Genomic DNA, 25,848 nt, shown 5'->3' with positions numbered 1-25,848 from the left:
GATGGCGTTATGGCTGCAAATGCACAAGGAGTGGCGGAAGCACCTTTCGTCTGGCATCCGGCAACCGCCGAGGAAGCTTGGCAGCTTAAGGCAACGCTTGGAGCTGAGGGCGTGTTCACCGCAGGAGGCACGCTGCTGCGCACGCAATGGGAATCGGGGCTGGCGGCCATGCCGAACCATCTGATCGACATCGGGGCAATTCAAGAACTGCATGGACCACGGACGGACAGCGAGATCGGAACAGTCTGCTTCGGAGCCATGACGACACTATCGGAAATACGAACCAGCCTACTTGTAAATGCGAGTTTCCCGCTTCTGACGGAAGCAGCGCGCAGCATCGCCGCACCGTCTATCCGCAATCTGGCAACGATCGGCGGCAATGTACTGTCGATTGTGGGCGACTCGATACCGGCCTTGCTCGTTTATGATCCGGTGCTGCATTGGCACGACGGCTCAAGCGGGCTTGAGGAGTCTTTATCGGAATGGCTGTCCACCGCGGCGGTGCATCCGGTCTGGAAAGAACGTCTGCTTCTCTCGGTTGCGCTGACACCGCCAACCTTGAATTCGAATACGAAGCGATTCGTCGCTTACCATAAAGTCGGCAGAAGAGATGCTTTTACCCCTTCCGTCGTAACCGCCGCATTCAGCATACAGCTCGATTCGGACAACCGGCTGGGCGATGTGCGGCTCGCGCTTGGCGGCGGGCAGACCATCCCGCATCGTCTGGAGACGGTGGAACAATTTTTGACCGGGAAGCCGGCCGATAAGAAGACCATTACTGAGGTTTATTCCATGATTCTCGAGCATTACGAGCCGAAAGGAGATGCTTTTGTCCCGGTCAGTTACCGGAAGAAAGCTGCGGCGAATCTGATTGCTTCGGAATTGTGGAAAGCGGCAAAGTAATGCAGCTCTTAAAGAGAGGACGGGTGGTCAACTATGCTCTTGAACAAAAAAGGAAGCGGGGCTCGCTGGCGTGTTCGTCCCGACGGACCCGATAAAGTAACCGGCAAGCTGGCTTATCTGACCGATATGACAGCGCCGGATATGTTGATTGGCCGTGTATTGAGAAGTCCTCATGCGCATGCGCGGATTACGGCTATTCGAACCGAGCATGCTGCGGCATTGGATGGCGTGCATGCCGTCATTACCCATAAAGACGTACCGGGTCTTAACCGGTTCGGAATCGCTCATCCCGATCAGCCTGTTCTATGCGAGGACCGAGTGCGGTATGTCGGAGACGCGGTTGCGGCCGTAGCGGCGGATACCCTTGAGATTGCCGAGCATGCTCTTCGGTTAATCGAGGTCGATTACGAACCGCTGCCGATTGTGGAGGATGCGGAATACGCGCTTACCGACGAGGCGCCGCAGCTTCACCCGCAAGGCAATCTGCTTCACCGGAACGGATTCCAGCGAGGCGACATTGCTGCAGGCTTTGACAGCTGCGCCCATGTCGTAGAAGAAACCTATTATACGCCGCGCCAGATGCATACGTACATGGAGACGGAAGGCGGCTTGTTTATCCCGGGAGAAGACGGACGGCTCACCGTTTATTCGCCAACCCAGCATGGCTTTATGGACCGCATGCAGCTGGCGCGCATTCTAGCGATTCCGCAAAGCGAGATTCGGATCGTATCCAGCCCAATCGGCGGTTCCTTCGGCGGAAAAGACGAGCTTAACGTTCAGCCCTATGGAGCGCTGCTCGCCCGGATAACCAAACGTCCGGTAAAGCTTCATAACTCCAGATGGGAATCGGTTCGGGCCGGTCTCAAGCGGCATCCGATGAAAATTACGATGAAGACCGGCGTAGACGACAGCGGCCGGCTGATTGCCCACCAAGTCCGAATTATCGCGGACACGGGTCCTTACGCCACGCTTGGCGCGGAAGTGCTTAACTTCGCGGTGGAGCATGTGATTGGTCCTTACCGGTACGAGCACTTGGACGTGGAAGGCTTCTCGGTCTACACGAACAACGGAATGTCGGGCGAGTTCCGTGGCTTTGGAGGCAATCAGGCGATATTTGCCTTGGAAGGACAGTTCGACCGGCTGGCGGAAAAGCTTGGCATGGATCCATGGGAGCTCCGGCTCCGGAATATGCGGAGAAGCGATGATCCCGGCCCGTTTGACCAGCCCATCGCCCTGACGGAAGGCGCCAAACAAGTCTCTGCCGCGATGACTTCCAGCCCGCTCTGGCAGGAGCGCAGCAATCCGGCGGCCAAGGCAGCGCAAGACGAACCGTGGATCCGTACGGGAATCGGAGCGGCATTTACGATGCATGGAGCGGGATTAGGCTTCGGGATTCCCGATCCGGCCGGCGGTCGATTAACGCTGACTGCGGACGGCAAGATCGAAGCGGTGTTCGGCTACGAGGAATTCGGGCAAGGCTTGATCGCTTCCCTGGAACAAATGCTGATTGAGCAGTTCGGCTTCGCCTCCGGGGATATCCGAATCGTTATCGGCGATACGGATATCGTGCCGGAGAGCGGATCAACCACCGCATCCCGCGCCACAAGCATGATGTGGAAGTCGCTGCAAAATCTGCGGCCGCTGTTCGAAGACGCCGTTCTCGGCAAAGCCTCGGATATTTTGCAGCTTCCCGCAAGCCGGCTGAGGTTTGGTGAAGGCGGCGTTTACGCGATCGAAGCCAGCCCCGAGCCTGACAATCCGAAATGTCTCATGAGCTATCCGGCACTCGCGGCAGCTTGCGGGGAACCGATTACCAGTTCAACGCAATTTCATTTCCCTACCTCCGACACGCAAAAGGTAGGCGCCCATTTCCTCTATACGTACTCCGCGGTTGCCGTAAAGGTAGAGGTAAATCAGTTGACCGGCCGAGTCCGGGTGCTGCATCAATACCATGCGGTAGCAGCCGGGCCGGTGATCAACCCGCAAGGCTTTCTTGGGCAGATCGAAGGCGGCAGCAGCATGGCCATCGGCTTCGCCCTTACGGAAGACGCGGTTATGAGCGGCGGACAATATTTGACGAAAAACCTGGATACGTACCTGGTCCCAACGATAGCGGAACATCGAGGCACCATTGACGTTCAGCCGATTGAAGAGCTGCCGGAAGAGGACAATTACGGTCCCCGCGGCATTGGCGAGGTAGGATCCGTAACGCTGGCACCGGCCATCGCCGCGGCCATCTATGACGCAGTTGGCGTTCGGGTGACTAAGCTTCCAATAGATTCGGAGCTGCTGCTCGCGCAATCTTTTGATTCATTCCTAGACAAGGCGGTGAGCGGAGAATGAAAGATTCGGCAAAGTCTGTTACCCCGCTTGCGGCAAGCTCGATTCCGTGCACGATTAACGGTCATGAAGCGAGCTTGAACGTACCGCCGGCCAAGCGGCTGCTTCATGTGCTGCGCGATGACCTGGGGATGACGGGGGCGAAGCGTTCCTGCGAAATCGGCCGATGCGGCGCCTGCATGGTTATGGTGGACGGCGTTCCCGTTAATTCCTGCCTTACGATGGCCTATCAATGCTCGGGCAAATCTATTACAACCATTGAAGGAGTCTCGGCGCAAGACGGCGGCATCGATCCGATCCAGAGAGCTTTTCTCGAGGAAGGCGGATTCCAATGCGGCTACTGCACGCCGGGAATGATTATTTCGGTCAAAGCGCTGCTTGATCATAATCCGGATCCGACATCGCTTGAGATCGAAGAAGCGTTATCAGGAAACATATGCCGGTGCACCGGCTACGGAGGTATTAAGAGAGCCGTACAAAAAGCGATAGAGTGGAGGAAGGAAGCCTATGAATCTGAATCTATCCGCGATTAACGAAATGCCGAAGGAATCTTTTGTCGAAGCGCTTGGCGCTATCTTCGAGCATTCGCCTTGGGTAGCCGAATCCGCCTTTGCCGCCCGCCCCTTCCGATCGGTGGATGAGCTGCATGACGCCATGGTGAAGGCGGTTGTTCATTCTTCGGAAGAGACCAAGCTTAAGCTGTTCCGTGAACATCCCGATCTGGCTACCCGAATCAAGATTGGCGATTATTCGACGAAGGAGCAGCAGGGAGCGGGACTCGACAGGCTGACGCCGGAAGAGTTCGAGGTATTTACGGCAAGCAACCGCAAATATACCGGCAAGTTCGGCTTTCCGTTTATCCTGGCCGTCCGCGGCAAGGATAAATCCGATATTTTAGCCGCTATGGAAGCAAGAATCAACAACAGCCTGGAAGAAGAAGCCGACGAGGCCTTATGGCAAATCGCCCGCATTACGAAATTCCGGCTGCACGATCTTATTACAGAATAGAAGGGATTGGTATTCATGCTTAAACTCCGAAGCGGTCGTACTCTCTATTATGGTAAAGGCGATGTTCTCACTTACCGCACTTATGCTAATCCGTTATCCGTATCTGCCGTTCCCGAATCCGCCTATACCGGTGACAGCAATGTCATCTTTGCCCATAACGTAACGTTTGCCGTTAGCGGCGAACAGCTCCTCACTTCGTTTACCGAAGGCGATAACTCGCTAGTCGTGGCTACCGACTCGATGAAAAACTTTATTCTGCGCAACACGGCCGCTTACGAAGGCAGCACAACGGAAGGCTTGCTGGCGTTTATCAGCCGGAAGTTTATGGACCGTTACCCCCATATCGATGCCGTGGAGCTGAGCGCGAACCGGATCCCGTTCCAGACGCTGGAGGTAACCTCTCAAGCAGGTTCTGGCCTGGAGCCAAGCTCGCTTGTCTACCGCCGTTCGCATAACGATCATGCCAGCGCTTCAATGAAGCTGGTCCGGAAAGACGGGGCTCCCCGTATTGATTCGCATGAATGCGCCATTACCGATCTGCAGCTGATCAAGGTGAGCGGAAGCTCGTTCTACGGCTTTGTCCGCGACGAATATACAACGCTGCCCGAGAGCTACGACCGTCCGTTGTTCATCTTTCTGGACATCTTCTGGAAATACGATCAAGCAGACGATGCCGTGGATGCCGGGCTAGGACGTTACGTTCCTGCCGAGCAAATTCGGGACATCACCCATAACGTCTTCCATGAAATGAAATCTCCGTCCATTCAGTTCCTAATCTACCATGTCGGCCGCCGGATTCTAACTCGTTTCCCGCAGCTGGCCGAAGTCCGATTCGAGTCGAATAACCGGACCTGGGAGACGATCGTGGACAACACCGAGAACGATCCGGCCGGCGTCTATACCGAACCTCGCCCGCCGTTTGGCTTCCAAGGCTTTACGATGACGCAAGAAGATCTGACTTCGGACGGGGAGTGAAGCCTATGAGCGGCGGACGCATTACAACCCATGTGCTGGACACGTCGAAAGGCAAGCCTGCCGTAGGCATTAAAGTTGAACTCTACCTGATCGAGTCAGACGTAAGCTCCGCGTTGCCCGAGGAACGCATCTTGCTGCGGTCGGCGGCCACCAACGAAGACGGACGGCTGGATGCCCCGCTGCTAGGCAGCGAGGAGATGCTGGCCGCCGTCTATGAAATCGTCTTTTGCGCCGGGGACTACTTCCGGGATGAGAAGAGACGCCATATTCTCGATTCTGAACCGGTATTCGACCGGATTCCGATCCGATTCTCCGTAACGGATGCCGGTTCCCATTATCATATCCCGCTGCTTGTCGCTCCCGGCGGCTACAGCACTTACCGCGGAAGCTGAACAAAAGGAGGCAGCAGGATGAACCAAGTATATGACCGCATCATCCTAAACGGGCAGGTTGTTCTCCCGGGCGGGACTTATCGATTGGACATTGGGATTATCGGCGGTAAAATCGCGGCTATCTCCGAATCGCTAGCCGACTCCCCGGCAGATGAAATGGTTGATGCCGAGGGCAAATTCGTCCTTCCCGGCATGATCGATATCCATGTTCATTTCAATGAACCCAATTTCGGCCATTGGGAGGGCTTCGCAACCGGTTCCTCCGCGCTTGCCGCCGGCGGCTGCACGACTTACGCCGATATGCCGCTGAACGGCAATCCGCCGACGGTTACCCCGGAGGCTCTGGCCTTAAAGGGCGAACTAGCCAATGGAAACTCGGCAGTCGATTATACGTTCTGGGGAGGTCTCGTCCCCGGCAAGCTGGATCAGTTGGAAAAGCTGGCGGCGGAAGGCGTCCGCGGCTTCAAAGCCTTTATGTCCAATCCCGGCGGAAAAGGCGAAGGCCGTTTCCGCGAGGTTGACGACTTAACGCTATATGAAGGAATGAAGAAAATCGCGGCATTGGGAGGTTTTGTTGCCCTCCATGCGGAGAGTGACGCGATTACCTCTGCGCTGGCGGAACAAGCCATTCTGGAAGGAAGGACAGATGCACGGGCCTTTGTGGCTTCCCGTCCGGTTATCGCCGAGCTGGAGGCGGTAAACAAAGCCATTCTGTTCTCCGAGCAGACGGGCTGTGAAGTCCATTTTGTCCATATCAGCAGCGTGGAAGCGGTGGAGCTGATCGACCGGGCGAAGAAGCGAGGCATTCAGGTTACCGTAGAAACTTGCCCGCATTATCTCCTGTTGACGGATGAGGATATGGCGGATATAGGTCCGGCCGCCAAATGCGCGCCTCCTCTACGCGGCAGAGAGCAGAAGGAAGGCTTGTGGCGGCTGCTTGCGGAGGGCAAGCTGGATGTTATCGCTTCCGATCATTCTCCTTGCCCGCCGGAGCTCAAACTCGACGAATCCCTTTCCTTCTTCGAGGCTTGGGGCGGTATTGCCGGCGCGCAAAGCAGCCTCGAACTCATGCTGGACGAAGGCTTTATAAAAAGAGGGATCCCGCTGCACAAGCTGGTTGAGCTCTTGTCTGCAGGACCTGCGAAACGGTTTGGTTTATACCCGCAAAAAGGTCAAATAGCCGTTGGCGCGGATGCGGATCTGGTCCTCGTGGACGCAAGCCGCTCCTATACGCTGACGGAAGATCAGTTGTGGCAAAGGCATAAAGTTAGTCCTTACCTTGGACGGAAATTTGCCTGCAAGGTGACAACAACGCTAGTACGCGGCATTACGGTCTATACCGAAGAGCAAGGCGTAAACCCGGTGAAGCAAGGTCAACTGTTGCTGCAGCCCGTACACGCGCCTCAACAAACCCCTTAAAAGGAGGCTGTAACGATGAGGATTCCGATGGAACAAGAAGCAGCCTCTTTTGTATCCCGCCTTCTTGATGAGCTTGCCTCTTTTGGGGCCGACGAACAAGGAGGAGTTACGAGGCTGTTATATACTCCGGAATGGCTGCAGGCACAGCTGTTCCTGGCGGAGAAGATGAAATCACTCGGCATGGAGGTAAGGTTCGACCGGGTGGGCAATCTATTCGGCCGGCTGGAGGGAAGCAGCAAGGAAGCGCCGGTTATCCTTACCGGCTCGCATATCGATACGGTACGCTCCGGTGGCCATTATGACGGCGCTTATGGCATAGCGGCCGGAATCGCGGCTGTAACCTATCTGAAGGATACGTACGGTCAGCCGGTTAACACACTTGAGATCGTCTCCTTCTGCGAGGAAGAAGGCAGCCGGTTTCCGCTCACCTATTGGGGCTCGGGCAATATGACCGGCGTCTACGATTGGCAGAGCGGCGGAATCGTGTTTGATTCAGGCGGCGTCAGCCTTCAGGAAGCGATGGAAACCGCGGGCTTCGGCAAGCCGGAGCAGGATGCAAGCAAGCGGGAAGATATCGGTGCTTTTGTCGAGATTCATATCGAGCAAGGTCCGGTCCTGGAGCGTCAGCGCAAACGAATCGGAATTGTTGAAGCGATAGTCGGGCAGCGTCGGTATGTCGTAACGGTGCGAGGGGAAACGAACCATGCCGGTACGACGCCGATGTCGATGCGCCACGATACGCTCGTTGGAGCGGCGGAGATGATTCTTCAGCTTGAAGCCGATGCTCTCGTATGCGGAGAACCGCTTGTTGCCACCGTCGGACGGATTGAATGCTTGCCGAATACGCCAAATGTCGTTCCGGGTGAAGTAAGCTTTACAGTAGACGTCCGTCATATAGACGAAGCCGTCATTTCCAAATTTTGCGATAGCGCGATCGCCAAGTTTAATGAAATTGCCAAATGGCGGGGACTCGAGCTTTCGATTGTTCCCTGGCTGGAAGCAAAGCCTGCGCCGATGAGCAAGGAGTTGATCGACAAGCTTGAGCGCATCTCCAATGACTTGTCTCTTCCTTACCGCCGGATGGTCAGCGGAGCGGGTCACGATGCTCAGATGTTTACGAGTAAGTGTCCAACCGCGATGCTGTTTGTGCCAAGCCAATCCGGCATCAGCCATTCGCCGCAGGAATTTACGTCGCCTGAAGAGCTGGCCGAAGGGGTATCCGTATTGGCCGCTTTACTATACGAGTTAGCTTACGAGGGGGTATTGCCATGAAACGATACGCCGAATTAGCCCCATCGCAACGGACGATTATGACCCCCGGTCCGGTGGAAGTCGATCCACGAGTACTCCGGGCACTCTCTTATCCGATTCTGGGTCAATTCGATCCAGAATTTACGTCTTACATGAACGATACGATGGAAATGCTCCGCTCCTTGTTCCGTACAACGAATCATTGGGCGTTTCCGGTAGACGGAACCTCCCGCTCCGGGATAGAAGCGGTACTTACCAGCCTGATCGAGCCGGGAGATAAGGTACTTATTCCAATCTACGGCCGGTTCGGCAATCTTCTGTACGAAATTGCGGAGCGGGTTGGCGCCGAAGTCGCTATTATCGAGGCGGAATGGGGAACCGTGTTTGATCCCGGGGACGTGATCAACGCCATTCACCGGGAGAAGCCGGCGCTTGTGCTGATGGTTCACGGGGAAACGTCGACCGGACGGATGCAGCCGCTTGCCGAGATTGGCAAGGCATGCCGCGAACTTGGTATTCTCTTTGTGGTTGACGCGGTTGCAACGATCGGCGGCGTTCCGGTGAATACGGATGAATGGTTTATCGACGCGGTTATCGGCGGAACGCAAAAATGCCTCTCCGTGCCTTCCGGAATGGCACCGATCACGTACAATGACATCGCGGCGGTCAAGATTAACGCCCGCAAGTCTATTGAACGAGGGCTGCGCGCAGCGCATGAACCCAACCTCGATAACGCGTCTGCACGCCGTCCCGTCATTCAAAGCAACTATTTCGATCTCGCCCAGCTGCAGGATTACTGGAGCCCGGCCCGGCTTAATCATCATACCGAGATGACCTCGATGCTGTACGCGCTCCGCGAAGGTCTGCGTCTGGTGCTGGAGGAGGGTCTCGAGGAGCGCTTCGCCCGCCACCGGTTGAACGAATCCGCTCTTATAGCCGGCTTGGAAGCAATGGGGCTTGCTATGTACGGCGATCCGTCCTGCAAGCTGCCGGTTGTGACCTGCATTGCGATTCCAAGCGGTATCGACGGCGAATCCGTACGCGGCATGCTGCTGAACGCCTTTGGCATCGAAATCGCCAGCTCCTTTGGCAGCTTGAAGGGGAAGATATGGCGGATTGGCACGATGGGCTATAGCTGCCGCCAGCAAAATGTCCTTCAATTGCTAGGCGCGCTAGAGGCCGTTTTGATTCGCCACGGGGCGAAGCTTCATGCCGGAGCGGGCTTGCAGGCGGCGCTGGATGTTTACGATCAAACATAGTAAAATGACGGAACAACATAAGTTTCGACAGCTGAACGATGTGTATATGTTGAGAAACGGTGTCCACCTTTTTGCTTGCCGCAGGAAGGGAGATGCCGTTTTCGCTTACCGATATCCATAATCGTCACGGAAGGAAGGTGTACATCCCATCATGAATGAACAACTACTAGAACAAATAAAAGAGCTCCCCAAGATCGATCTGCATGTGCATTTGGACGGCAGCGTGAAGCCGGATACCATCCGCGAGCTCGCGAAGGAACAAGGAAAGCCGCTTCCGGAAGGGGCGGAAGGCGATCTGACGCCATGGATGCAAATTGACGAGACCTGTACCAGCCTGGTTGAATATCTGAGCAAGTTCCGTTTTGTGCTGCCCTTTATGCAGACGGCCGAATCGCTTGAACGTATCGCGGAAGAGGTGGTCGAGCAGGCGGCCGCTTCCGGCTGCCTTTATATCGAAGTACGCTTCGCGCCTTTACTTCATACGCTTGAAGGCCTGTCTGCAGGCGAAGCGATTCTGCATACGATTGCCGGATTGCAGAAGGGCGAACAAATGTTTGGGGTCAAAGCTAGAGTTATCGTTATCTGCATGCGTCATGATACGGTAGAAAGAAACCTAGAGGTTATCGAAGCGGCCCGGGAGTATTACGGAAAAGGCGTGGTTGCCGTCGATCTTGCCGGCGACGAAGCGGGATTCCCGCCCGCTCTCCATCAAGAAGCGTTTGAGCTGGCCAGCCGCTACGAGCTGCCAATAACGATTCATGCCGGCGAAGCGGGTGGCGCGGCTAACGTGAGAGAATCCATTACGAGGTTAGGTGCCAGCCGGATTGGCCATGGCGTTCGCATTACCGAGGATCCGTCGGTCATCGAATTGGTTAGAACAACCCGAACTCCGCTCGAAATGTGTCCGGTCAGCAATATTCAGACCAAAGCGGTACCGGGCTGGGAGGATTATCCGATCCGCAGCTTCCTGGACGAGGGGATTCTGGTTACGGTGAATACGGATAATATGACAGTGTCCGGCACTACCATGAATCTCGAATTCGAGATGCTCGCGGAGCATTGCGGCTTTACGCTTGAAGAGCTTGCACAGCTGACCGTTAATAGCGCTGAAGCAGCCTTCCTTCAAGGCGAGGAAAAGGAAGAGCTTAAAGCGGCCGTTCGCAGCGCCTTGCAAAAGCTTGGCTATACCCTCTAATCTTTTTTGCGCCTATCGGCAGGGATCATAGAGAGAATGGCGAACCTCCCAATACAGGGAGAAAACGTTTTCTGTTTCCTCAACTCCTGCCCATTACAGCGACCGGAAAGAAAGGGGTATTATAATGAGTCAATCGGCAATCGGAACCAAAATGATTACCCAAATCGGAATTCTCGTGCATGATATCGAGGCCGTAAGTGAAGCGTACGCGAACTTCTTCGGCGTAGAAAAACCGGGGTGGAACTGGACCGATACCCCGGACAAAGCGCAAACCGAGTTTCAAGGCGAGCCTTCAGAGGCACGCGCCAAGCTGGCTTTTTTCGATATGGATTCCCTTCAGCTCGAGCTGATTGAGCCGGACTTGCACCCAAGCACCTGGCGGAATCATCTGGAGGAGCATGGGGAAGGACCGCATCATATCGCGTTTGTGGTGGAAGGCATGAAAGAGAAAATCGCCATCATGGAAAGCAAAGGCATGAAGCTGCAGCAGAAGGGCGAATATACCGGCGGACGTTATGCGTATTTCGATTCCGCTCCGCAGCTTAAGGTATTAATCGAACTGTTGGAGAACGATAAATAACGGCGGGGAGGGCATCATCATGCATAGACTATTAGCGGTAGTCGGGGATTACTATCACCCGGAGTCGGCCATCCAAGAAGGGCTTGAGGAAAGCCTCGCATCCTGGCTCGCGAGCGGTAACGTCAGCCTTGCTTATACGACGGCCGACCATCTAGCGAAAGCGCTTCTGGATAAGCCGGACGCAGTGATCCTCTTCAAGGATGACAAGATCAATCCGGCCGACGAGAATCCCGCGCATTGGCTGGATTCCGAGACGGAGCAGGCGATGCTTCAATACGTCTATGAAGGCGGCGGCTGGTTCTCCTGGCATTCCGGACTTGCCTCCTACCCGGAGGACGGCGCGTATATCTCGATGACGCGCGGATATTTCAAGTACCATCCCGAGCAGAAGCTGGTTCGCTTTGAACCTGTGGCGAGCCATTCCTCGGATTCAACGAACCATTTTGCCGTAAACCCGGCGCTTGGCTTTGAATCGATGGAAGAGCACTATTTCGTTTCTTGCGACGAAGCTAACACCAATGTATTTATGCGCACCTACTCGGAGGATGGAGAATCCATCGGCGGCTGGTCGCATCCGTACGGCAAAGGACGGGTATGCTGCCTCACCCCTGCCCATAATCTTCACACTCTTATCCTGACCGAGATGAAACAATTGGTCGAAGCCTGCATCCGCTGGTGCGCACGGGCATAAAACCGCAGATTCCCGATTAAGCTCCTTCTATAGAGGAGCTTCTTCTTTTTCTGCTATAATGTCGGTATGTACATAAGGTGGTGCTCGTAATGGAAAAATTGATCGATGATCAATGTGACGATACGTGCCATGGCACGGAGCTTCATAGCGATAATCTGGCAAATGCGAGGATGGAAGAGCCAACCGCCATCGATTTGGCGGAAATGTTCAAGGCGCTTGGCGACCCAACCCGGGTAAAAATGATTTACGCGCTGCTGGACCGGGAGCTTTGCGTACATGATTTATGCCAGGTGCTCGACATGGCGCAGTCGGCTATCTCCCATCAGCTGCGGTATTTGCGCAATGTCAGGATTGTCAAACGTCGGAAGGCGGGCAAGACGGTCTATTATTCGCTTGACGATGATCATGTGAAGGAAATCTTTATTCAGACGCTCCAGCATGTGCAGCATTATGCCTAATTGACGTGAAATCCGGAAGGCAAAAAGGAGTGTTGCTTGCTATGAAAATTGTCGTCGTCTCGGATACCCATATGCCGCGTATGGCGAAGGCTCTTCCGCCAAGGCTTCTTTCCGAGCTTGCGAACGCTGATCTGATTCTCCATGCGGGCGACTGGACCAGCTCCGACGTATACCGGGAATTGTCTAAGTTTGCGCCGGTAAAAGGCGTTGCCGGCAACAATGACGGGGAAACGATCGTCAAGAAGCTGGGCTTTAAGAAAATCGTCAAGGCCGGAGGGAAACGGATTGGCCTTGTGCACGGCCATCTTCCATACTCCAGCAAGAAGGCGGAACAGAATGCGGCCTTGTCTTTTGAAGCGGGACAGGTCGATGCGATCGTATTTGGCCACTCCCATGTTCCATTTCTAAAGGAACAGAACGGAATCCTGCTGTTTAATCCCGGTTCGGCGACGGCAAAGCGCAAGCAGCCCCAATATTCGTTCGGCATAATGAGCATTACGGAGGGCGAACTGAAGGCCAGGCATATTTTTTACGATAATAAGGTGTGAAGAGCTGCAGGGGAGGCTGGTATAATCGTCTATATCCTAATCGGGCTGGTAGCCCTAATTGCGCTGATCTACGGTTTGTTTATTCTCCCTACGCAATGGCTGAAGGTCGAGAGAGTCCATTATAAGACGGGAGCAGGTATAAAAGTTCTCCAAATCAGCGATATTCATATCGAGCATATTCGTATTCCGGCTAGCCGGCTAACCCGGTTAATAAAGACGGAGAGGCCCTCGTATATTGTGATAACGGGAGATTTCACGGAGCTTGCCCCGTATCTTCACAAAATGCAGCGTTACATAAAAGAGCTGGCATCGGCAGGAGTGCCTATCCTGGCGGTTTACGGGAATCATGATCATCATCTTCCTCCCGATGCCCTGAAGCAATTGACGAAGATACTGGAAGGCGCCGGAGTTCGTCTGCTGCACAATGAAGTTCTGGATCAAGGGCACTATCAATTTATCGGCATCGATGATTGGACCAGCAAGAAAAGCGATCCCGAACACGCGTTCGCCAAGGCGAATTCGAGCAAACCATCCATCGTACTGACGCATGATCCCAATGTCGTTTTGCATATCAAGGACTCGTTCGCGTACTTGATGGCGGGGCATTTTCACGGGATGCAGTTTCATCTGCCGTTCCTGTTCAAGTATTTGAAGAAAGGCGCATTGCCTGCGGCAGGAATCTATAAAGGGATGCATCGGATGGAGAACGGCATGATTTATATTTCAAAAGGAATCAGCCAAACCGGCACAAATGCCCGTTTTCTCATTCGAAGCGAAGTCACCATTCATCAATTGTAGCAGGCGGGGAGCGGGAAGCCGTGGCGAATCAGGAGCAACAGCCGAAGTCGTGCAGAACGGAACGCATCGGAATAGTCGCAGGCATTACGGACGATCAGGTGCGGCTTGAGGTAGAAGGAAAGTCCGTTCATGTCCCCCGAAGCAAGACTTCGGAAAACCTGATTGTTGGCGATCAGGTGAGCTGGAGCGGGACAGTCTGGGTGAAAATACGGGAAGAGGAGGTGAAGAACCGATGAAAATGAGCGTTACTTCTGCCGCAACGGCACTTTTCAAACAAGAATGGGGATTCAAGAACAATGACAGCGTGCGGATCTTTGTCCGGTACAGCGGCGGCGGAGAGGACGCCTTCGCATTCGGCATCATGAAGGATACCGCCCGTTATCCGGCCGTATCGACGGTGGAAGACGGCATTACGTTCTACATGGAGGAAAATGATGCGTGGTATATGGATGGAAAGGATCTTACCATCGACTGCCGCAATGACAATATCGTGTTTATTCGGTAATCCCGCTTATAAAGATACAAAGAAAGACGCTTCAACCTTGTAAACACATGGTTTTGAAGCGTCTTTTCTTCATTTTCTTCATGTGGCGGCATGCCTTAATCGTTATAGGAAAGGCAGCTTGAAGGATTTCTTAACGAGCGGGTACAGCCATTTCACTCCGCTTGGCGTTAACGTGTCGGCAATCAAATGCGATAAGTAGCCGGCGACGGCAATCTGCATAATGCCTTCCAGCTGCAGCTGCTTCTCCAGACCCCAAGCAATGGCGCCCCATGCAACAACCGCCCATACCGTGTGAGTTAGACCTCGATGCTTAAGCCAAGGCACCCAAGCGACAAAAACGCCAAAGCCGATTAACCAGGTCATGCTCATCGTTATTCCGCCATAGATCAGAGCAGCGCCTACGGCGCTTACCAAGGCATTCCGGATCGTGCCGCTGCGTACGACTAGACCGAGCAGCAGAAGAGCGGCGCAGGCAATACCAAGCGGGATGTTTATGTAATGATCGCTGAAGTACAAATACGCCGTAACGGCGGTCAGCAGCCAGCCGCTTCCGAGAAGAAGGCCATGCAGCCATTTGGAGATTTTGCTTGCTTTCGAGCTTAATAGGCTAGGCCCGTCAAGATCGGCGCTTAAGGCGGAAAATGCGGCGACGGCAATATAAGTCGCTGCGTTAACGAGAGTAAACGGATAATGAGCTGCAGCGGCTGAGCCAATCGCAACGCCGATAGTAAGATGAGTCGTGCCTTTCATTGGACCTCCCGTGACTGATTTGCGGTTATCAAACATATGTTCGCTTAACTATTATAGCGCATACGTTCGGTTATTGCCACATTGGTTAACATAAATATTCATACGTTAACTCAGCCCATTTTAAGTCCTATAAAGCATCTATTGCTGCAATTCATTAAGGAGCGGTTGGGTCTGATAGATCCGGACGCCAATGTTCTTCATTTCGGCTATACCTTGTTCATAAACGCCCGAGAGGGAATCTTCCACCAGGATAAGCTTGAAGTCCCGTTCGCTTGCTTGATAAATACTGGTTCGAGGGCAGTTGGGAAAGTTGCAGCCGATAAAAATTAACGTATCGATTTCTTTATCCCGCAGGAAGGCTTCAAGCCCCGTTTGGTAAAAAGCGCCCCAGCGCGGTTTATACATCATCCATTCGGAAGGCCCTATAAGAGGAAAGCCGCCCTCGAGCAATACCCGTGGATCAGCCGTCTTGGCGTCAGCCGGCATAATTTCCTCCACAAGCTCCGCGCCTTTAGTGCCCGGGCGGACAATGGCAACGCCGGATTCAATCAGCTCTTTGCGGCAAAGGTCGACGTTTGAACCATTTTCCATGTAGAGCCGCACGACATGAATAATCGGAATCCCTGAAGCTCTTGCGGCATCCAATATAAGCTTCATTCTTGGTATGACTTCATAGGTTCCTTTAATTTCGGCAATCGCTCCAGGCAGACTGAAATCATTTTGTGTATCAATGGTAATGACTGCACAGCGGTTAAAGTTCGGTTTTGTATATTTTTCCATATAACAACCTCCTTTATTTGGATGCAGCTATGTATTCGATTGCTAACGATGCTTGCGCGGACGGCGGTCAATCTCTTCGGACACGACGAAGGCAAGCTCTTCATTGCCAAATAGCGACAGCACCTGCAAAACCGTAGCGTCGTCGATATCGTCGGCTTCTTCCTTAGGCGCCGTTAAAGGGATCGCTTCAAGCAGACGGCTATTGCCTATTTGTTCAGGATAGGCCCGAGCATAGAGTTCTGCGGCATCCAGCCCATGATTGACGCACCACTGGGCGAACATAAGAATCATCGTATCCTCATCCCGTTTATAGCTTTCTATGATAATCTGTTCCATTTCTTTTGAATTCATTGCTATTTCTCCTTTAAGAAGGTAATATAATTTACGAAAAAATATTCATAATAGACGGATTGTAATATGAAAGCAGTCAGAATACAATTGTCTATTTTGCCATAGCGATTCATGGTTTTCGGACGGACTAATCGAATCTAATGGAGGAATTAAATATGCCTTCCTGCTATTTAACGGATCTGGACGGCACGCTGCTGCGTTCGGATCAGTCTTTATCGGATTACACGATCGCTCAGCTTAAGGAAGCGCTGGAAGCGGGTACGATTATCAGCTATGCAACGGCAAGAAGTTATGCGAGCTCTTATAAGGTTACTTCGTCCATTCCATGGCGTTATCCGGTTGTACTGTATAACGGCGCCGTCATTTTCGATCCTGAAGGGAAGCGGGTATTAGGCGGTCATTGGCTTAGTCCCCAATTATCGAATGACATTCTGGAAGCGGGACGGCAGCACGGACTTGCTCCGCTGGTATTCGCGCTGAACGAAGACGATGAGGAGAAGGTGCTGCATGAGAAGCTGACCCGAGCGGGCGATCTTGCTTTTTATGAGAGCAGACCCCAAGATCCGCGGTTTACGGAGCTAGAGTTTCTTCATATCCATGATTCCTTCCGTTCGCTCATCCTCTCCTTTATCGGACTTTATGAGGAGCTTTTACCATTGAAACAGGCCGCCGAGCGGCTGTTTGGAGGGCTTGTTCACATTCAGTTCATAAAAGACGCGTATATTAAAGATCATTATTTCCTCGAAATGAGTCATCCCTTGGCGAATAAAGGCGAAGGGGCGAGGTTATGGGCAAAGCTCGTTGGAGCGGAATTAAAAGACGTAACGGTATTCGGAGACAACCTCAATGATCTAGGCATGTTCCGTGAAGCCGGAACCCGAATAGCCGTCGCGGATGCGCATGAACAAATCATACAATTGGCGGACTGCATCGTCGGCACCAGTAATGAGGATGCGGTCGCCCGATATATAGCGGTAGAACGGTCTCGTTTGACTACATGACAATAAAGAGGGGAATTATGAGAAGACTTCCTGGCTTGATAGCAATGATGTTCATTTTTCTCGTTATACTAGCAGCCGAACCTGTTTTTGCGGAAAAATCCCTGCAGCCGCCGGCAGAACAAACCGGGCAGCCAGCAGACCAGACGGTAGAGCAGCTGCCGGAAACGACGCATTCCGAAGCCGCGATCCTGATCGATGCCAAGTCCGGCGCCGTGTTGTTCGCCAAGAATGAAACGGAGCGGCTGTATCCGGCCAGCATAACCAAAATTGTAACCGGCATCATCGCGCTGGAGCAATCCAATCCATCCGACATCGTAACCGTCTCCAAGACGGCGCGGAACGAGGACGGCACCCGGATCTATCTGGCGGAAGGCGAGCAGAAGCCCATGCTGGATCTTATCGAAGGGATGCTCATTAACTCCGGGAATGACGCGGCAACGGCCATTGCGGAGCATATCGACGGAACAAAAGAGCAATTTGCCGAGCGGATGAATGAATTTGTGCGTAAGCTTGGGCTTTGGGATACAAATTTCGTGAACCCAAGCGGCTTGCCGGACGAGAATCAATATACGACGGCCAGAGATATGGCCAGGATCGGGCAATATGCTATGCAAAACGAGCAGTTTCGTCAGGTTGTAGCAACCAAATCGAAGCCATGGGTCGGAGAAGAGTGGGTCTCCAAGCTCGAAAATCATAATAAGATGCTGGGGAGCTACGAAGGCGCCATTGGCGTCAAAAACGGCTTTACGCAAGCTGCAGGGTATACCTTGGTCTCCGCGGCTCAGCGAGGCGATACGGAGCTTATCGGCGTTATTCTAAAAGGCTCTACCGATTCGGGCGTTTATAAGGATATGACGCAGCTTCTCGATTATGGTTTTGCCCATTTTACAAGCAAGCAGGTTATGGCTGCCGACGAGAAGCGGACATTCGTAACGCGGGATACGGGAAAACCCGCTGAATTTATAGCCGACAAGCCGTTATTTGTAACGATCAAGGACGGGGTTGTTCCTACCGTAGCGGTCGACTCCAATGGCAAAGTCTATGTTCAGTCTTCGGAAGTCTATAATCCGGCCGAAACAGCGGGAGCATTAGTTCCGATCATTCCGCTTGCCGAGCAGGCGGAGGTTCAGATTGCTTCGGTTACCAACTCCAATCCGGTAAAAGGCAGCGGTCAATCCGCTAAATTCTCCGGTTGGAATCTGGGGGTTGCGATTACCTGGTCCGTCATGCTGCTATTCATGCTGTTAGCAGGAAGAATCATGTATGTAAGGCAGCGCAGAAGAAGATTATATAAATAACCATGCAGAAGAGCCAGGACTTAAGAAGTCTTGGCTCTTCCGTTTCATCTAGGGTAGGCAAAATTTGTCGAATTCGATTACAATAGAGGTATTCGGACAGGAGGAATAGCAATATGAACACAAAGACACGCATTATTTTGGATGTAGACACGGGGATTGACGATGCACTGGCGATTTTGTATGCCTTGCTCTCGCCGGAAATTCATGTTGAAGGATTAACAACCGGCTTCGGAAATATTAATGTGGAACAAGCTACGGAAAATACTCTTCGGCTTATTAAGCTGGCGAATTGCGGCTATGAGGTGCCGGTAGCGGCAGGTGCTTCCGGTCCGCTTAAACGCGAATATGCCGGCCCGGTGCCGCATATTCACGGCTATAACGGAATTGGCGATGCGGAGATTCCGCCAACGGAGCAGCGGCCCCTGAAGGAATCGGCAGCAGAGTTTATCGTCCGCAAAGCCCACGAACTCCCTGGCGAGCTGGTTGTGATTACGGTTGGCCGCATGACCAATCTTGCCTTGGCCTTGTCTCTGGATCCATCCATTGCGGGCAAGATCCGCCAAGTAGTCGTGATGGGCGGAACCGTCTTTGCTCCGGGTAACGTTACTCCGGTCAGCGAAGCGAATCTGTGGGGCGATCCGGAGGCGGCTCAGCAAGTATTCCGTTCCGAGGTGCCGCTTACGATCGTAGGTCTGGATGTTACGTTGGAAACGAGACTTTCCAAAGGTCACCTGGCCCAGCTTCGTCAGCTTGCACCGGATAACAAGCAGCCAATCGTAGATTTTTTACATACATCGCTCGAAAAGTACTTCGATTTCTATCTCCAGACGAATCAGTACCTGGGCGAATGTCCGATGCATGACCCGCTCGCGGTGCTGGTAGCGGTTAACCCGTCTCTTGTGAACACGAGAGTCATGCATGCGGATATCGACTGCGGACATGACTTGACGGCAGGCATGATCATTACGGATCGTCGGGTCATTCCGGCTGTCGGTAGAGAGATTACGTTCTGCCTGGAAGTAGATGCCGACCGTGCTCTGCGGCAAATGTTGTCCGTATTTCTTGCGCCTTAAGGACAGGTAGTTTGAATAACAAGGAAAGAAGATGGCTGAAATGGAACAACGTTATTCCCGAGAATCCAGATGTTACAAGACGTCCAGAATTTTCCCGACGGATGTGAATAACCACAACACGTTATTTGGCGGCAAGCTAATGGCTTATATCGATGATATTGCCTCCATTGCCGCAACCAAGCATTGCCGTCGAGCCGTCGTAACGGCTTCAACCGACTCCGTCGATTTTCTGCAGCCGATCCGGCCATCGGATTCCGTCTGTCTGGAGTCCTTCGTTACTTGGACGGGCCGTACATCCGTCGAAGTGTTTGTTAAGGTCATTAAAGAAGATCTGTTAACCGGTGAGCGCATCGTTGCGGCAACCTCTTTCCTGACCTTCGTTGCTCTGGATCAGAATAGGCATCCGGTACCCGTGCCTAAGGTCATGCCGGAGTCCGAAGAAGAGTTCAAGCTGTACGAGACGGCTCCGCATCGTGCGGAGATGCGGCGAATCCGCCGCGAGGAAAGCAAGAAATTCGCGGATTATTTGACAGTCGTCCATCCGTGGGATTAATAATGGACGTAAAAAATGCGCATTCAGCTCGAATGCGCATTTACTGCATAGTGGATACACCCGTATACGAATAAGGCTAGAACCACGCATAATCCTATGATAATATATACCGCTTTACGTCCATTCATTTAAGCACCAGCTTTCTATGTACATCGATCTTTGATCTATTATATACGAATATGGTAGTAAAGTCATGGCGGCCCGGTCTTGCTTCATTCCGCGATGTTACATATACTTTTATAATCGGGTTATGCTTAATCCGGCTTAAGGAAGTCTGGCAAGAGGGGAATGACGACAAAATGGAGCAAGCTTCCAAACCGCAGCAGGATGCCACCAACATTCCGCAGGAGGAATTTTTCGCTGCTGCCGCATTATTTTGCCGCGCATATCCAGTATTCGTCGCGGAGATTGACCGTGTAGAAGCCGAACGCGGAAGATTAAACGACTTCCAGCTCATGCGCGCGGTGAACAAAGCCAAAGAAGGTCTTGTTATTTTAGGCTGGGATTGCCGAAAGGCCGTTAATGCGCTATTTGATACGTATGTGGAAATCTATAAGCATAGCAGCAAGGATGACGCCAATGAATGGGCGGAGTCAACCTTCGGCTGCAGCAAGACCCTAATCTACGAGCCTCCGCTTGTGGAGGAAGAGATACTGGAACACGGCGTGTCTCTGGATTTGCGCATTGAGCAGCTCACGGCTCTTATTCACGAACAAGAGGCAACTCTGCTGCAAAACTACAGGGATCTCTACCGGCTTAAGATTGCTGCTGCCCACGAGGCGGAAGCAGAGAACAGCCTGGAAGAATTGGAGCAGAACAGCAAGCAGCTAGCAGAGTAAGGCGAAAAACCGTTGTCGAACCCGGCAGCGGTTTTTCCTTATGCGGCCTGCGTAAACGATTTCATGCGGTTGGTTGTATGCTATACTGAGGAAGCAACAACTGCTCTGGCCGGATTGGACGGCATACGCGTGAGCAGACAGGGAGAGGAGACGGGATACGGATGATCAGAACTTTGCTAGTGACAGGCGCGGATCGCGGGGTTGGCTTGGCGCTTGCCGCCAAATGGCTGGAGGACGGCAACCGCGTATTCGCGGGACAGTACGCGGACAGCCCCGGACTGCAAGAGCTGCAGCAGCAATACGGCGAGCAGCTGACGGTGTTCCCGCTGGATGTGGCAAGCGAAGCAAGCGTGAAGCAGGCTTACGAATGGGTACGGTCCAGGACCGATAAGCTTGATGTCCTTATAAATAACGCAGCAATATTGGGAGATATTAGAAATACCATTCTCGGGGAGCTTCATTACGAAGAAATGCTGAGCGTTTTTAATGTGAATGCCTTGGGCAGCCTGCGCATGAGCCACACGTTCACGCCGCTTCTGCTGCAAAGCGATTCCAAGCTGATTGCAAATATCTCCTCGGAAGCAGGCAGCATTACCGATTGCCGGCGTGATGCGTGGTATGCGTACTGCATGTCCAAATCGGCGGTAAACATGCAGTCGAAGCTTATACATAACGGCCTGAAGCCGCAGGGAGGACGCGTGCTGGTCATTCATCCGGGCTGGGTGAAGACGCATATGCAGGGCAAGCTGGATGAAGCGGCTGAACTGACTCCCCAGCAGTCTGCGGCAGGGATTACGAGGGTTATCCAGTCAGCATTATCCAGAGATGCAGCTGAAATGGAATGCGAATACGTAGATTATGAAGGTAGGAAATTAAATTGGTAAAGACACTTCTAGAAGCTTTTAACACAGCGGAATACCCGGTAGTCGGACACGGAAAACGAAATGTTCAGGTTCTTAAGGATACGTTTGATCACTTGGACGGCGAAATAGACAGCGATATTTACGGTACGGGCACCGTTATCGAAGACTTTCAGACGAAAATAGCGGCTTATCTGGGAAAACCTTCGGCGGTCTTTTTCCCGAGCGGAACGATGGCTCAACAAATCGCGCTGCGGCTATGGTGCGAGGAAAAGGGCAGCCGCAAGGTTGCGTACCATCCGTTATGCCATCTGGAGATTCATGAGCAGGACGGACTCAAGGAGCTTCACCATATAGAGCCTGTTCTGTTGTCGGATAAAGATCGGTTAATCACGCTAGACGATGTGAAGAGCATGGAGGATGGCATTGCTTGTCTGCTGCTCGAACTGCCCCAGCGTGAAATCGGAGGACAGCTGCCTGCCTTCGAGGAGCTTGAGGCGATTGCGGCTTACTGCCGCGCGAGAGACATTAGGCTTCATCTTGACGGAGCTAGACTGTATGAGATTTTGCCTTACTACGGGAAGTCGGCTGCGGAAGTATGCAGCTTGTTTGATAGCGTTTATGTGTCCTTTTACAAAGGCATCGGCGGAATTGCCGGAGCCATTCTTGCCGGCGGGGAAGAGTTCACGAAGCAATCGAAGATCTGGAAACGGCGCCATGGCGGTGATCTGATCAGCCTTTATCCCTATATTCTGAATGCGGATCAAGCGTTTGACGAACGGCTTCCGAAGATGGAGCAGTATTACCGTTCTGCCGTCGAATTGGCCGGCTTGTACAATAGCGGCATTGAAGGCGTAACGACCCGCCCTTTGGTGCCGGTGTCCAATATGTTCCATGTTCACGCGGCTTTTCCGAAAGAAACCTTTGAGACTATCTTGATCGCCGTATATGAAGAGACCGGGATCGGCCTGACGGGTAATGTCCGCGACGCGGGGGAAGGTGCTTCTTACTATGAAGTAAGCTTGGGAGACCGTTACCCTGCGATTCCGAAAGACCGGTTAAAGCAGGCATTCGAGCTGCTTCACGAGAAAGTAAAACAAACGGCGAAATGAATATGATACTATTTTCTATATAGCGGTGAAGGAGGAATCCCAGAATGTCGGATTATGATGAACTTTCGGAGAGGCGAAGAAATAAGCTGAAGCTGATGCAGTTCGATAAGGATGAGCATTCCTTGGTCGAATCGGATAAGCCGAAAGAAACCTTCGAGGATGTTGGCGGGCTGGAGGAAGTGAAGAAGAAGATCCGCATGAACTTTATTTTGCCATTGCAGCAGCCGGAAATCTTCAAAGCTTATGGCAAAGAGGCTGGCGGCAGCCTTCTCTTGTTCGGACCTCCGGGATGCGGCAAGACGTTTCTTGCCCGGGCTGTTGCCGGCGAGATTGACGCGAACTTCATTCATATCGAGCTGCAGGCGATCCTGTCGATGTATGTTGGTCAAAGCGAGCATAACCTGCACGATGTATTCCAGAAAGCCCGGGAAAATAAACCTTGCGTCATCTTCATCGATGAGCTGGACGCAATGGGCGGCAGCCGTCATCAGATGAGGCAGCATCATGAGCGCATGCTCGTCAATCAGCTTCTGACGGAGCTGGACGGGCTGCAATCCGGCAACGACCAAGTATTCGTCATTGGGGCAACCAATACGCCCTGGTATCTGGATTCCGCCTTGCGCCGCCCTGGACGGTTCAATCATTTAGTGTTTGTACCGCCGCCGGAGGAGGAAGAACGTTCTACCATTTTGCGGCTGAAGCTTGCAGGCAAGCCTGCGAGCACGCTGAATCTTGACAAGCTTGCCGCAGAGACAAAGCTGTTCTCGGGCGCGGATCTGGAGCAGGTTGTTAATGATGCCGTAACCTCGGCTATGGAAAGAACGTTCGAGACCGGAGAGATTCAGCCGATCACCCAGGATGATCTCCGGAAAGCGCTGAAAGAGCGGAAAGCGACAACGATCGAATGGTTTGCGACGGCCAGAAACTATGCCACCTTCAGCGACGTGAACGGAGATTACAAGATTGTGCTGGATTACGCAAAGAAGCATGGGATAAAATAGACGATTCGGGAGGAGGATTAAGTATTGGAAGAAGAGACATTAACCCCATCCTCTCATACAGGCTACACGAACGTTTACCAGCTGATGTCCTGGAAGAAATATAAGGAAGCTTTGATTGAAACGGAGAAGCTTCTAAGGGATGATCCACATAGTCCGGATCCCTACGCTTTATACGCGCAAATTTGCGTATTAATGGGGGATTACGAGAAAGCCCAGCATTGGGTGGATGAGTCGTTAAAACGCGATCCTGAGCACCATCTGGGCTGGTATGTGCGCGTTTCGTTGTTTTACGAGACCGGCAACGAGGCGGCCTTTCATCAAGCGGTCCGGGAAGCGCTGCGAATTGACCCCTACGAGGCGCATTATTATTACTTGCAGGCTAATCAGTTGAACAAGAAGGGCAAATTCAAGGAAGCCAAGGAACAAATCGGGATCGCCTTAGAGCTGGAACCCGAGAATCCGCAGTATTTGTCCATTCTCAGCTACACGGAAGCTCTGCTTGGAAATGATGCCGTATCCAGAGAGACGGAACGCGAAGCGCTAAGGTACGGTGCAGAGGAACCGATTGTATTGATGTATCTAGCTTGGTCGGCTGCAAGAAGAGGGGATTATAAGCTGCACGAGACTTACATGCAAAGCGCGGTACGGTTAAATCCGGACGAGAAGCAGTATCAAGACGAATACCTGGAGTCGCTTCAGAATCAATATATACTCTACCGGATCTGTTTGTGGCCTAATAAAATATTCCGTAAAATGAAGCCTTGGCAAATTTTTGTCATGTGGGCGGTATGTTGGTTATTGTTCAAGCCCCTCGTCTTTGCCTTTATTATTCTTCATCTCATTGCCCATTGGTCGACCAAAGCCATCGTTCATGTAAAGATTTTTGGCTGGCGCAGGCGGCGGACATGAGCATATATCGGAACACAAGCGAAACCGGATCGATTCTCTTATGGAGAACGATCCGGTTTTTTATTGTCCGATTAGATCGTGCTGCTTGTAGGACTCCAGGAATTCCAGGTACCGCCTTGAAGCGCGGGACAAGTATCGCTTTTCATTCCAGGCAATGGAGAATTCGCGTTCACAGACCGGCGATTGAATGCTTAGTAGCTTAACATGGGGATCTTCATTCGTATTTCTCGGTACAAAGGCAATGCCAAGCCCCGCTTGAACAAGACTCCATAACGCGGAAGGCTCATCCACCTCGCAAATGATATTTCGGGATACACCCGCGGCTTCGCAATAAGCTTCGTTAATTTGACGGAATGGATGCCCCGCATGATATTCGATATAGGCCTCATTTGCCGTTTCAATCAAGGTAATCGTGTCTCTGTCCGCAAGGGGGTGGGTGATCGGTACGGCAAGGCATACTTCCGCCTTCCATACCATTTGCTCCTTAATCCAGGATTGATTCAGCGGTGCGGCAATGAAGCAGAGGTCTACATCGCCGCGCTCCAGCAGTCCGACCATATCGCTCGACGAGGCCGGTGGGATCTGGGTCACGCGAAAAATAATTTCCGGATTCTCCTTGCGGAATTCGCTTATGGTGGAAGAGAGGCGGTTAAGCGTTGGGGTAGCGAGCCGTATCGTTCCTTGCTCCGTGCCTAGCATATCCGTCAATTGCCTTCGTCCTTCATCAAGCGCTCCAAGCGCAATCTCAACCTGCTGCAGAAAAGCTTTACCGAAACGATTTAACCGGATTTGCCGGTTATTCCGGTCAAACAGGGCGACGCCAACGTCATCTTCCAGTCGCGAGATGGTCTTGCTAAGCGCAGGCTGAGCAATACGAAGCACTTCGGCTGCTTTTGTCATATGCTCGTATTTCGCGACCGTACGAAAATAATGAAGCTGAAGCAGTTCCAATAAGTAAACCTCCCCATTCTTTCTTTGTTACCTTCGTTTCCATATACC

General features: G+C 52.6%; 30 protein-coding genes. 26 read left to right on the top strand and 4 right to left on the bottom strand.

From position 1 onward, the window contains the following. Positions 1-9: 9 nt before the first annotated feature. The 17 genes from ACR9FF_RS16490 to ACR9FF_RS16410 all read left to right on the top strand — a co-directional run bounded on the left by ACR9FF_RS16490 (position 10) and on the right by ACR9FF_RS16410 (position 14,322). A complete protein-coding gene (locus ACR9FF_RS16490; RefSeq protein ID WP_435163090.1) occupies positions 10-903 on the top strand; it encodes an FAD binding domain-containing protein in 894 nt (297 codons plus the stop codon). Positions 904-936: 33 nt separating this feature from the next. Further along, positions 937-3,246, top strand: a complete 2,310-nt coding sequence (pucD, locus tag ACR9FF_RS16485; RefSeq protein ID WP_435163088.1) for a xanthine dehydrogenase subunit D — start codon at positions 937-939, stop codon at positions 3,244-3,246. Then, complete coding sequence (locus ACR9FF_RS16480; RefSeq protein ID WP_435163086.1) at positions 3,243-3,776, top strand: (2Fe-2S)-binding protein; 534 nt, start codon at positions 3,243-3,245, stop codon at positions 3,774-3,776. The genes pucD and ACR9FF_RS16480 overlap by 4 nt, the downstream gene beginning before the upstream one ends. Next, entirely contained in the window at positions 3,751-4,251 is a 501-nt protein-coding gene (gene uraD, locus ACR9FF_RS16475; protein WP_127495140.1) for a 2-oxo-4-hydroxy-4-carboxy-5-ureidoimidazoline decarboxylase, read from the top strand. Before ACR9FF_RS16480 ends, uraD begins: the two co-directional genes overlap by 26 nt. Positions 4,252-4,266: 15 nt before the next feature. Next, on the top strand, positions 4,267-5,226 hold the full coding sequence (pucL, locus tag ACR9FF_RS16470) for a factor-independent urate hydroxylase (protein WP_435163084.1): 960 nt from the start codon (positions 4,267-4,269) through the stop codon (positions 5,224-5,226). 5 nt (positions 5,227-5,231) lie between these two features. Continuing rightward, positions 5,232-5,618, top strand: a complete 387-nt coding sequence (gene uraH, locus ACR9FF_RS16465; RefSeq protein WP_201008942.1) for a hydroxyisourate hydrolase — start codon at positions 5,232-5,234, stop codon at positions 5,616-5,618. 18 nt (positions 5,619-5,636) lie between these two features. Next, on the top strand, positions 5,637-7,037 hold the full coding sequence (locus ACR9FF_RS16460) for an allantoinase (RefSeq protein WP_435163081.1): 1,401 nt from the start codon (positions 5,637-5,639) through the stop codon (positions 7,035-7,037). 15 nt (positions 7,038-7,052) lie between these two features. Then, positions 7,053-8,309 carry an allantoate deiminase gene (allC, locus tag ACR9FF_RS16455; RefSeq protein ID WP_435163079.1) on the top strand — a complete coding sequence of 419 codons (1,257 nt, stop codon included), beginning with the start codon at positions 7,053-7,055 and terminating at the stop codon, positions 8,307-8,309. Continuing rightward, on the top strand, positions 8,306-9,547 hold the full coding sequence (locus ACR9FF_RS16450; RefSeq protein WP_435163077.1) for a pyridoxal-phosphate-dependent aminotransferase family protein: 1,242 nt from the start codon (positions 8,306-8,308) through the stop codon (positions 9,545-9,547). The genes allC and ACR9FF_RS16450 overlap by 4 nt, the downstream gene beginning before the upstream one ends. A 151-nt stretch (positions 9,548-9,698) precedes the next feature. Continuing rightward, positions 9,699-10,742 carry an adenosine deaminase gene (add, locus tag ACR9FF_RS16445; RefSeq protein ID WP_435163075.1) on the top strand — a complete coding sequence of 348 codons (1,044 nt, stop codon included), beginning with the start codon at positions 9,699-9,701 and terminating at the stop codon, positions 10,740-10,742. A 124-nt stretch (positions 10,743-10,866) separates the two neighbouring features. Continuing rightward, positions 10,867-11,322 (top strand): VOC family protein, encoded by a 456-nt coding sequence (locus ACR9FF_RS16440; RefSeq protein ID WP_127495133.1) that lies wholly within the window; start codon positions 10,867-10,869, stop codon positions 11,320-11,322. A 19-nt stretch (positions 11,323-11,341) separates the two neighbouring features. Continuing rightward, positions 11,342-12,013, top strand: coding sequence for a ThuA domain-containing protein (locus tag ACR9FF_RS16435; RefSeq protein ID WP_127495132.1), 672 nt, complete (start codon positions 11,342-11,344; stop codon positions 12,011-12,013). 89 nt (positions 12,014-12,102) lie between these two features. Next, positions 12,103-12,471, top strand: coding sequence for an ArsR/SmtB family transcription factor (locus ACR9FF_RS16430; protein ID WP_127495131.1), 369 nt, complete (start codon positions 12,103-12,105; stop codon positions 12,469-12,471). A 41-nt stretch (positions 12,472-12,512) separates the two neighbouring features. After that, the gene (locus tag ACR9FF_RS16425) at positions 12,513-13,019 is read left to right on the top strand and encodes a metallophosphoesterase family protein (protein ID WP_201008937.1); all 507 of its coding nucleotides are present in this window, start codon (positions 12,513-12,515) and stop codon (positions 13,017-13,019) included. 75 nt (positions 13,020-13,094) lie between these two features. After that, complete coding sequence (locus ACR9FF_RS16420; RefSeq protein WP_435163072.1) at positions 13,095-13,817, top strand: metallophosphoesterase; 723 nt, start codon at positions 13,095-13,097, stop codon at positions 13,815-13,817. A gap of 20 nt (positions 13,818-13,837) precedes the next feature. Then, on the top strand, positions 13,838-14,053 hold the full coding sequence (locus ACR9FF_RS16415) for a DUF3006 domain-containing protein (RefSeq protein ID WP_435163070.1): 216 nt from the start codon (positions 13,838-13,840) through the stop codon (positions 14,051-14,053). Then, positions 14,050-14,322, top strand: a complete 273-nt coding sequence (locus ACR9FF_RS16410; RefSeq protein WP_127495127.1) for a HesB/YadR/YfhF family protein — start codon at positions 14,050-14,052, stop codon at positions 14,320-14,322. Before ACR9FF_RS16415 ends, ACR9FF_RS16410 begins: the two co-directional genes overlap by 4 nt. 102 nt (positions 14,323-14,424) lie before the next feature. On the opposite strand, the gene ACR9FF_RS16405 is transcribed toward ACR9FF_RS16410, so the two are convergent. From ACR9FF_RS16405 to ACR9FF_RS16395, 3 genes are all read right to left on the bottom strand, one after another. Then, positions 14,425-15,072 (bottom strand): metal-dependent hydrolase, encoded by a 648-nt coding sequence (locus tag ACR9FF_RS16405; RefSeq protein ID WP_435163068.1) that lies wholly within the window; start codon positions 15,070-15,072, stop codon positions 14,425-14,427. A gap of 138 nt (positions 15,073-15,210) precedes the next feature. Continuing rightward, positions 15,211-15,852, bottom strand: a complete 642-nt coding sequence (locus ACR9FF_RS16400; protein ID WP_435163066.1) for a cysteine hydrolase family protein — start codon at positions 15,850-15,852, stop codon at positions 15,211-15,213. Positions 15,853-15,894: 42 nt separating this feature from the next. Next, positions 15,895-16,203, bottom strand: a complete 309-nt coding sequence (locus ACR9FF_RS16395; RefSeq protein WP_435163064.1) for a hypothetical protein — start codon at positions 16,201-16,203, stop codon at positions 15,895-15,897. A gap of 155 nt (positions 16,204-16,358) precedes the next feature. Between ACR9FF_RS16395 and ACR9FF_RS16390 the strand changes: the two genes are divergently transcribed. The 9 genes from ACR9FF_RS16390 to ACR9FF_RS16350 all read left to right on the top strand — a co-directional run bounded on the left by ACR9FF_RS16390 (position 16,359) and on the right by ACR9FF_RS16350 (position 24,849). Then, a complete protein-coding gene (locus ACR9FF_RS16390) occupies positions 16,359-17,204 on the top strand; it encodes an HAD-IIB family hydrolase (protein WP_317981980.1) in 846 nt (281 codons plus the stop codon). A gap of 17 nt (positions 17,205-17,221) precedes the next feature. Further along, on the top strand, positions 17,222-18,502 hold the full coding sequence (locus ACR9FF_RS16385; protein WP_435163062.1) for a D-alanyl-D-alanine carboxypeptidase family protein: 1,281 nt from the start codon (positions 17,222-17,224) through the stop codon (positions 18,500-18,502). Between the two features lie 113 nt (positions 18,503-18,615). After that, a complete protein-coding gene (locus ACR9FF_RS16380; RefSeq protein WP_127495121.1) occupies positions 18,616-19,575 on the top strand; it encodes a nucleoside hydrolase in 960 nt (319 codons plus the stop codon). Between the two features lie 40 nt (positions 19,576-19,615). Beyond that, positions 19,616-20,128: an acyl-CoA thioesterase gene (locus ACR9FF_RS16375; protein WP_127495120.1), complete on the top strand. Its 513-nt coding sequence runs from the start codon at positions 19,616-19,618 to the stop codon at positions 20,126-20,128. A 299-nt stretch (positions 20,129-20,427) separates the two neighbouring features. Further along, complete coding sequence (locus ACR9FF_RS16370) at positions 20,428-20,967, top strand: hypothetical protein (protein ID WP_435163059.1); 540 nt, start codon at positions 20,428-20,430, stop codon at positions 20,965-20,967. Positions 20,968-21,128: 161 nt separating this feature from the next. Then, complete coding sequence (locus ACR9FF_RS16365) at positions 21,129-21,851, top strand: SDR family oxidoreductase (RefSeq protein WP_435163057.1); 723 nt, start codon at positions 21,129-21,131, stop codon at positions 21,849-21,851. Further along, a complete protein-coding gene (locus ACR9FF_RS16360; protein WP_435172136.1) occupies positions 21,839-22,939 on the top strand; it encodes a threonine aldolase family protein in 1,101 nt (366 codons plus the stop codon). The genes ACR9FF_RS16365 and ACR9FF_RS16360 overlap by 13 nt, the downstream gene beginning before the upstream one ends. A gap of 44 nt (positions 22,940-22,983) precedes the next feature. Next, positions 22,984-23,940: an ATP-binding protein gene (locus ACR9FF_RS16355; RefSeq protein ID WP_435163055.1), complete on the top strand. Its 957-nt coding sequence runs from the start codon at positions 22,984-22,986 to the stop codon at positions 23,938-23,940. A 24-nt stretch (positions 23,941-23,964) separates the two neighbouring features. Next, complete coding sequence (locus ACR9FF_RS16350) at positions 23,965-24,849, top strand: tetratricopeptide repeat protein (RefSeq protein WP_435163053.1); 885 nt, start codon at positions 23,965-23,967, stop codon at positions 24,847-24,849. A gap of 60 nt (positions 24,850-24,909) precedes the next feature. On the opposite strand, the gene ACR9FF_RS16345 is transcribed toward ACR9FF_RS16350, so the two are convergent. Beyond that, positions 24,910-25,800 (bottom strand): LysR family transcriptional regulator, encoded by an 891-nt coding sequence (locus ACR9FF_RS16345; protein WP_435163051.1) that lies wholly within the window; start codon positions 25,798-25,800, stop codon positions 24,910-24,912. Between the last annotated feature and the right edge of the window lie 48 nt (positions 25,801-25,848).

It is taken from the genome of Paenibacillus glycanilyticus (genome assembly GCF_051200795.1).
Taxonomy (GTDB): domain Bacteria; phylum Bacillota; class Bacilli; order Paenibacillales; family Paenibacillaceae; genus Pristimantibacillus; species Pristimantibacillus glycanilyticus.
Note: the sequence above shows the minus strand (reverse complement) of the source record. Positions and strands in the feature narration are given on the sequence as shown.

What these genes read in the sequence shown, in the direction of transcription:
- ACR9FF_RS16355 (WP_435163055.1), top strand. Translation starts at nt 22,984, where the DNA reads ATGTCGGATTATGATGAACTTTCGGAGAGGCGAAGAAATAAGCTGAAG.
- ACR9FF_RS16380 (WP_127495121.1), top strand. Translation starts at nt 18,616, where the DNA reads ATGAACACAAAGACACGCATTATTTTGGATGTAGACACGGGGATTGAC.
- ACR9FF_RS16490 (WP_435163090.1), top strand. Translation starts at nt 10, where the DNA reads ATGGCTGCAAATGCACAAGGAGTGGCGGAAGCACCTTTCGTCTGGCAT.
- allC (WP_435163079.1), top strand. Translation starts at nt 7,053, where the DNA reads ATGAGGATTCCGATGGAACAAGAAGCAGCCTCTTTTGTATCCCGCCTT.
- ACR9FF_RS16440 (WP_127495133.1), top strand. Translation starts at nt 10,867, where the DNA reads ATGAGTCAATCGGCAATCGGAACCAAAATGATTACCCAAATCGGAATT.
- add (WP_435163075.1), top strand. Translation starts at nt 9,699, where the DNA reads ATGAATGAACAACTACTAGAACAAATAAAAGAGCTCCCCAAGATCGAT.
- ACR9FF_RS16450 (WP_435163077.1), top strand. Translation starts at nt 8,306, where the DNA reads ATGAAACGATACGCCGAATTAGCCCCATCGCAACGGACGATTATGACC.
- ACR9FF_RS16365 (WP_435163057.1), top strand. Translation starts at nt 21,129, where the DNA reads ATGATCAGAACTTTGCTAGTGACAGGCGCGGATCGCGGGGTTGGCTTG.
- ACR9FF_RS16375 (WP_127495120.1), top strand. Translation starts at nt 19,616, where the DNA reads ATGGAACAACGTTATTCCCGAGAATCCAGATGTTACAAGACGTCCAGA.
- ACR9FF_RS16385 (WP_435163062.1), top strand. Translation starts at nt 17,222, where the DNA reads ATGAGAAGACTTCCTGGCTTGATAGCAATGATGTTCATTTTTCTCGTT.
- pucL (WP_435163084.1), top strand. Translation starts at nt 4,267, where the DNA reads ATGCTTAAACTCCGAAGCGGTCGTACTCTCTATTATGGTAAAGGCGAT.
- pucD (WP_435163088.1), top strand. Translation starts at nt 937, where the DNA reads ATGCTCTTGAACAAAAAAGGAAGCGGGGCTCGCTGGCGTGTTCGTCCC.
- ACR9FF_RS16410 (WP_127495127.1), top strand. Translation starts at nt 14,050, where the DNA reads ATGAAAATGAGCGTTACTTCTGCCGCAACGGCACTTTTCAAACAAGAA.
- ACR9FF_RS16460 (WP_435163081.1), top strand. Translation starts at nt 5,637, where the DNA reads ATGAACCAAGTATATGACCGCATCATCCTAAACGGGCAGGTTGTTCTC.
- ACR9FF_RS16425 (WP_201008937.1), top strand. Translation starts at nt 12,513, where the DNA reads ATGAAAATTGTCGTCGTCTCGGATACCCATATGCCGCGTATGGCGAAG.
- ACR9FF_RS16435 (WP_127495132.1), top strand. Translation starts at nt 11,342, where the DNA reads ATGCATAGACTATTAGCGGTAGTCGGGGATTACTATCACCCGGAGTCG.
- ACR9FF_RS16370 (WP_435163059.1), top strand. Translation starts at nt 20,428, where the DNA reads ATGGAGCAAGCTTCCAAACCGCAGCAGGATGCCACCAACATTCCGCAG.
- ACR9FF_RS16390 (WP_317981980.1), top strand. Translation starts at nt 16,359, where the DNA reads ATGCCTTCCTGCTATTTAACGGATCTGGACGGCACGCTGCTGCGTTCG.
- uraH (WP_201008942.1), top strand. Translation starts at nt 5,232, where the DNA reads ATGAGCGGCGGACGCATTACAACCCATGTGCTGGACACGTCGAAAGGC.
- ACR9FF_RS16480 (WP_435163086.1), top strand. Translation starts at nt 3,243, where the DNA reads ATGAAAGATTCGGCAAAGTCTGTTACCCCGCTTGCGGCAAGCTCGATT.
- ACR9FF_RS16430 (WP_127495131.1), top strand. Translation starts at nt 12,103, where the DNA reads ATGGAAAAATTGATCGATGATCAATGTGACGATACGTGCCATGGCACG.
- ACR9FF_RS16400 (WP_435163066.1), bottom strand. Translation starts at nt 15,852, where the DNA reads ATGGAAAAATATACAAAACCGAACTTTAACCGCTGTGCAGTCATTACC.
- uraD (WP_127495140.1), top strand. Translation starts at nt 3,751, where the DNA reads ATGAATCTGAATCTATCCGCGATTAACGAAATGCCGAAGGAATCTTTT.
- ACR9FF_RS16395 (WP_435163064.1), bottom strand. Translation starts at nt 16,203, where the DNA reads ATGAATTCAAAAGAAATGGAACAGATTATCATAGAAAGCTATAAACGG.
- ACR9FF_RS16405 (WP_435163068.1), bottom strand. Translation starts at nt 15,072, where the DNA reads ATGAAAGGCACGACTCATCTTACTATCGGCGTTGCGATTGGCTCAGCC.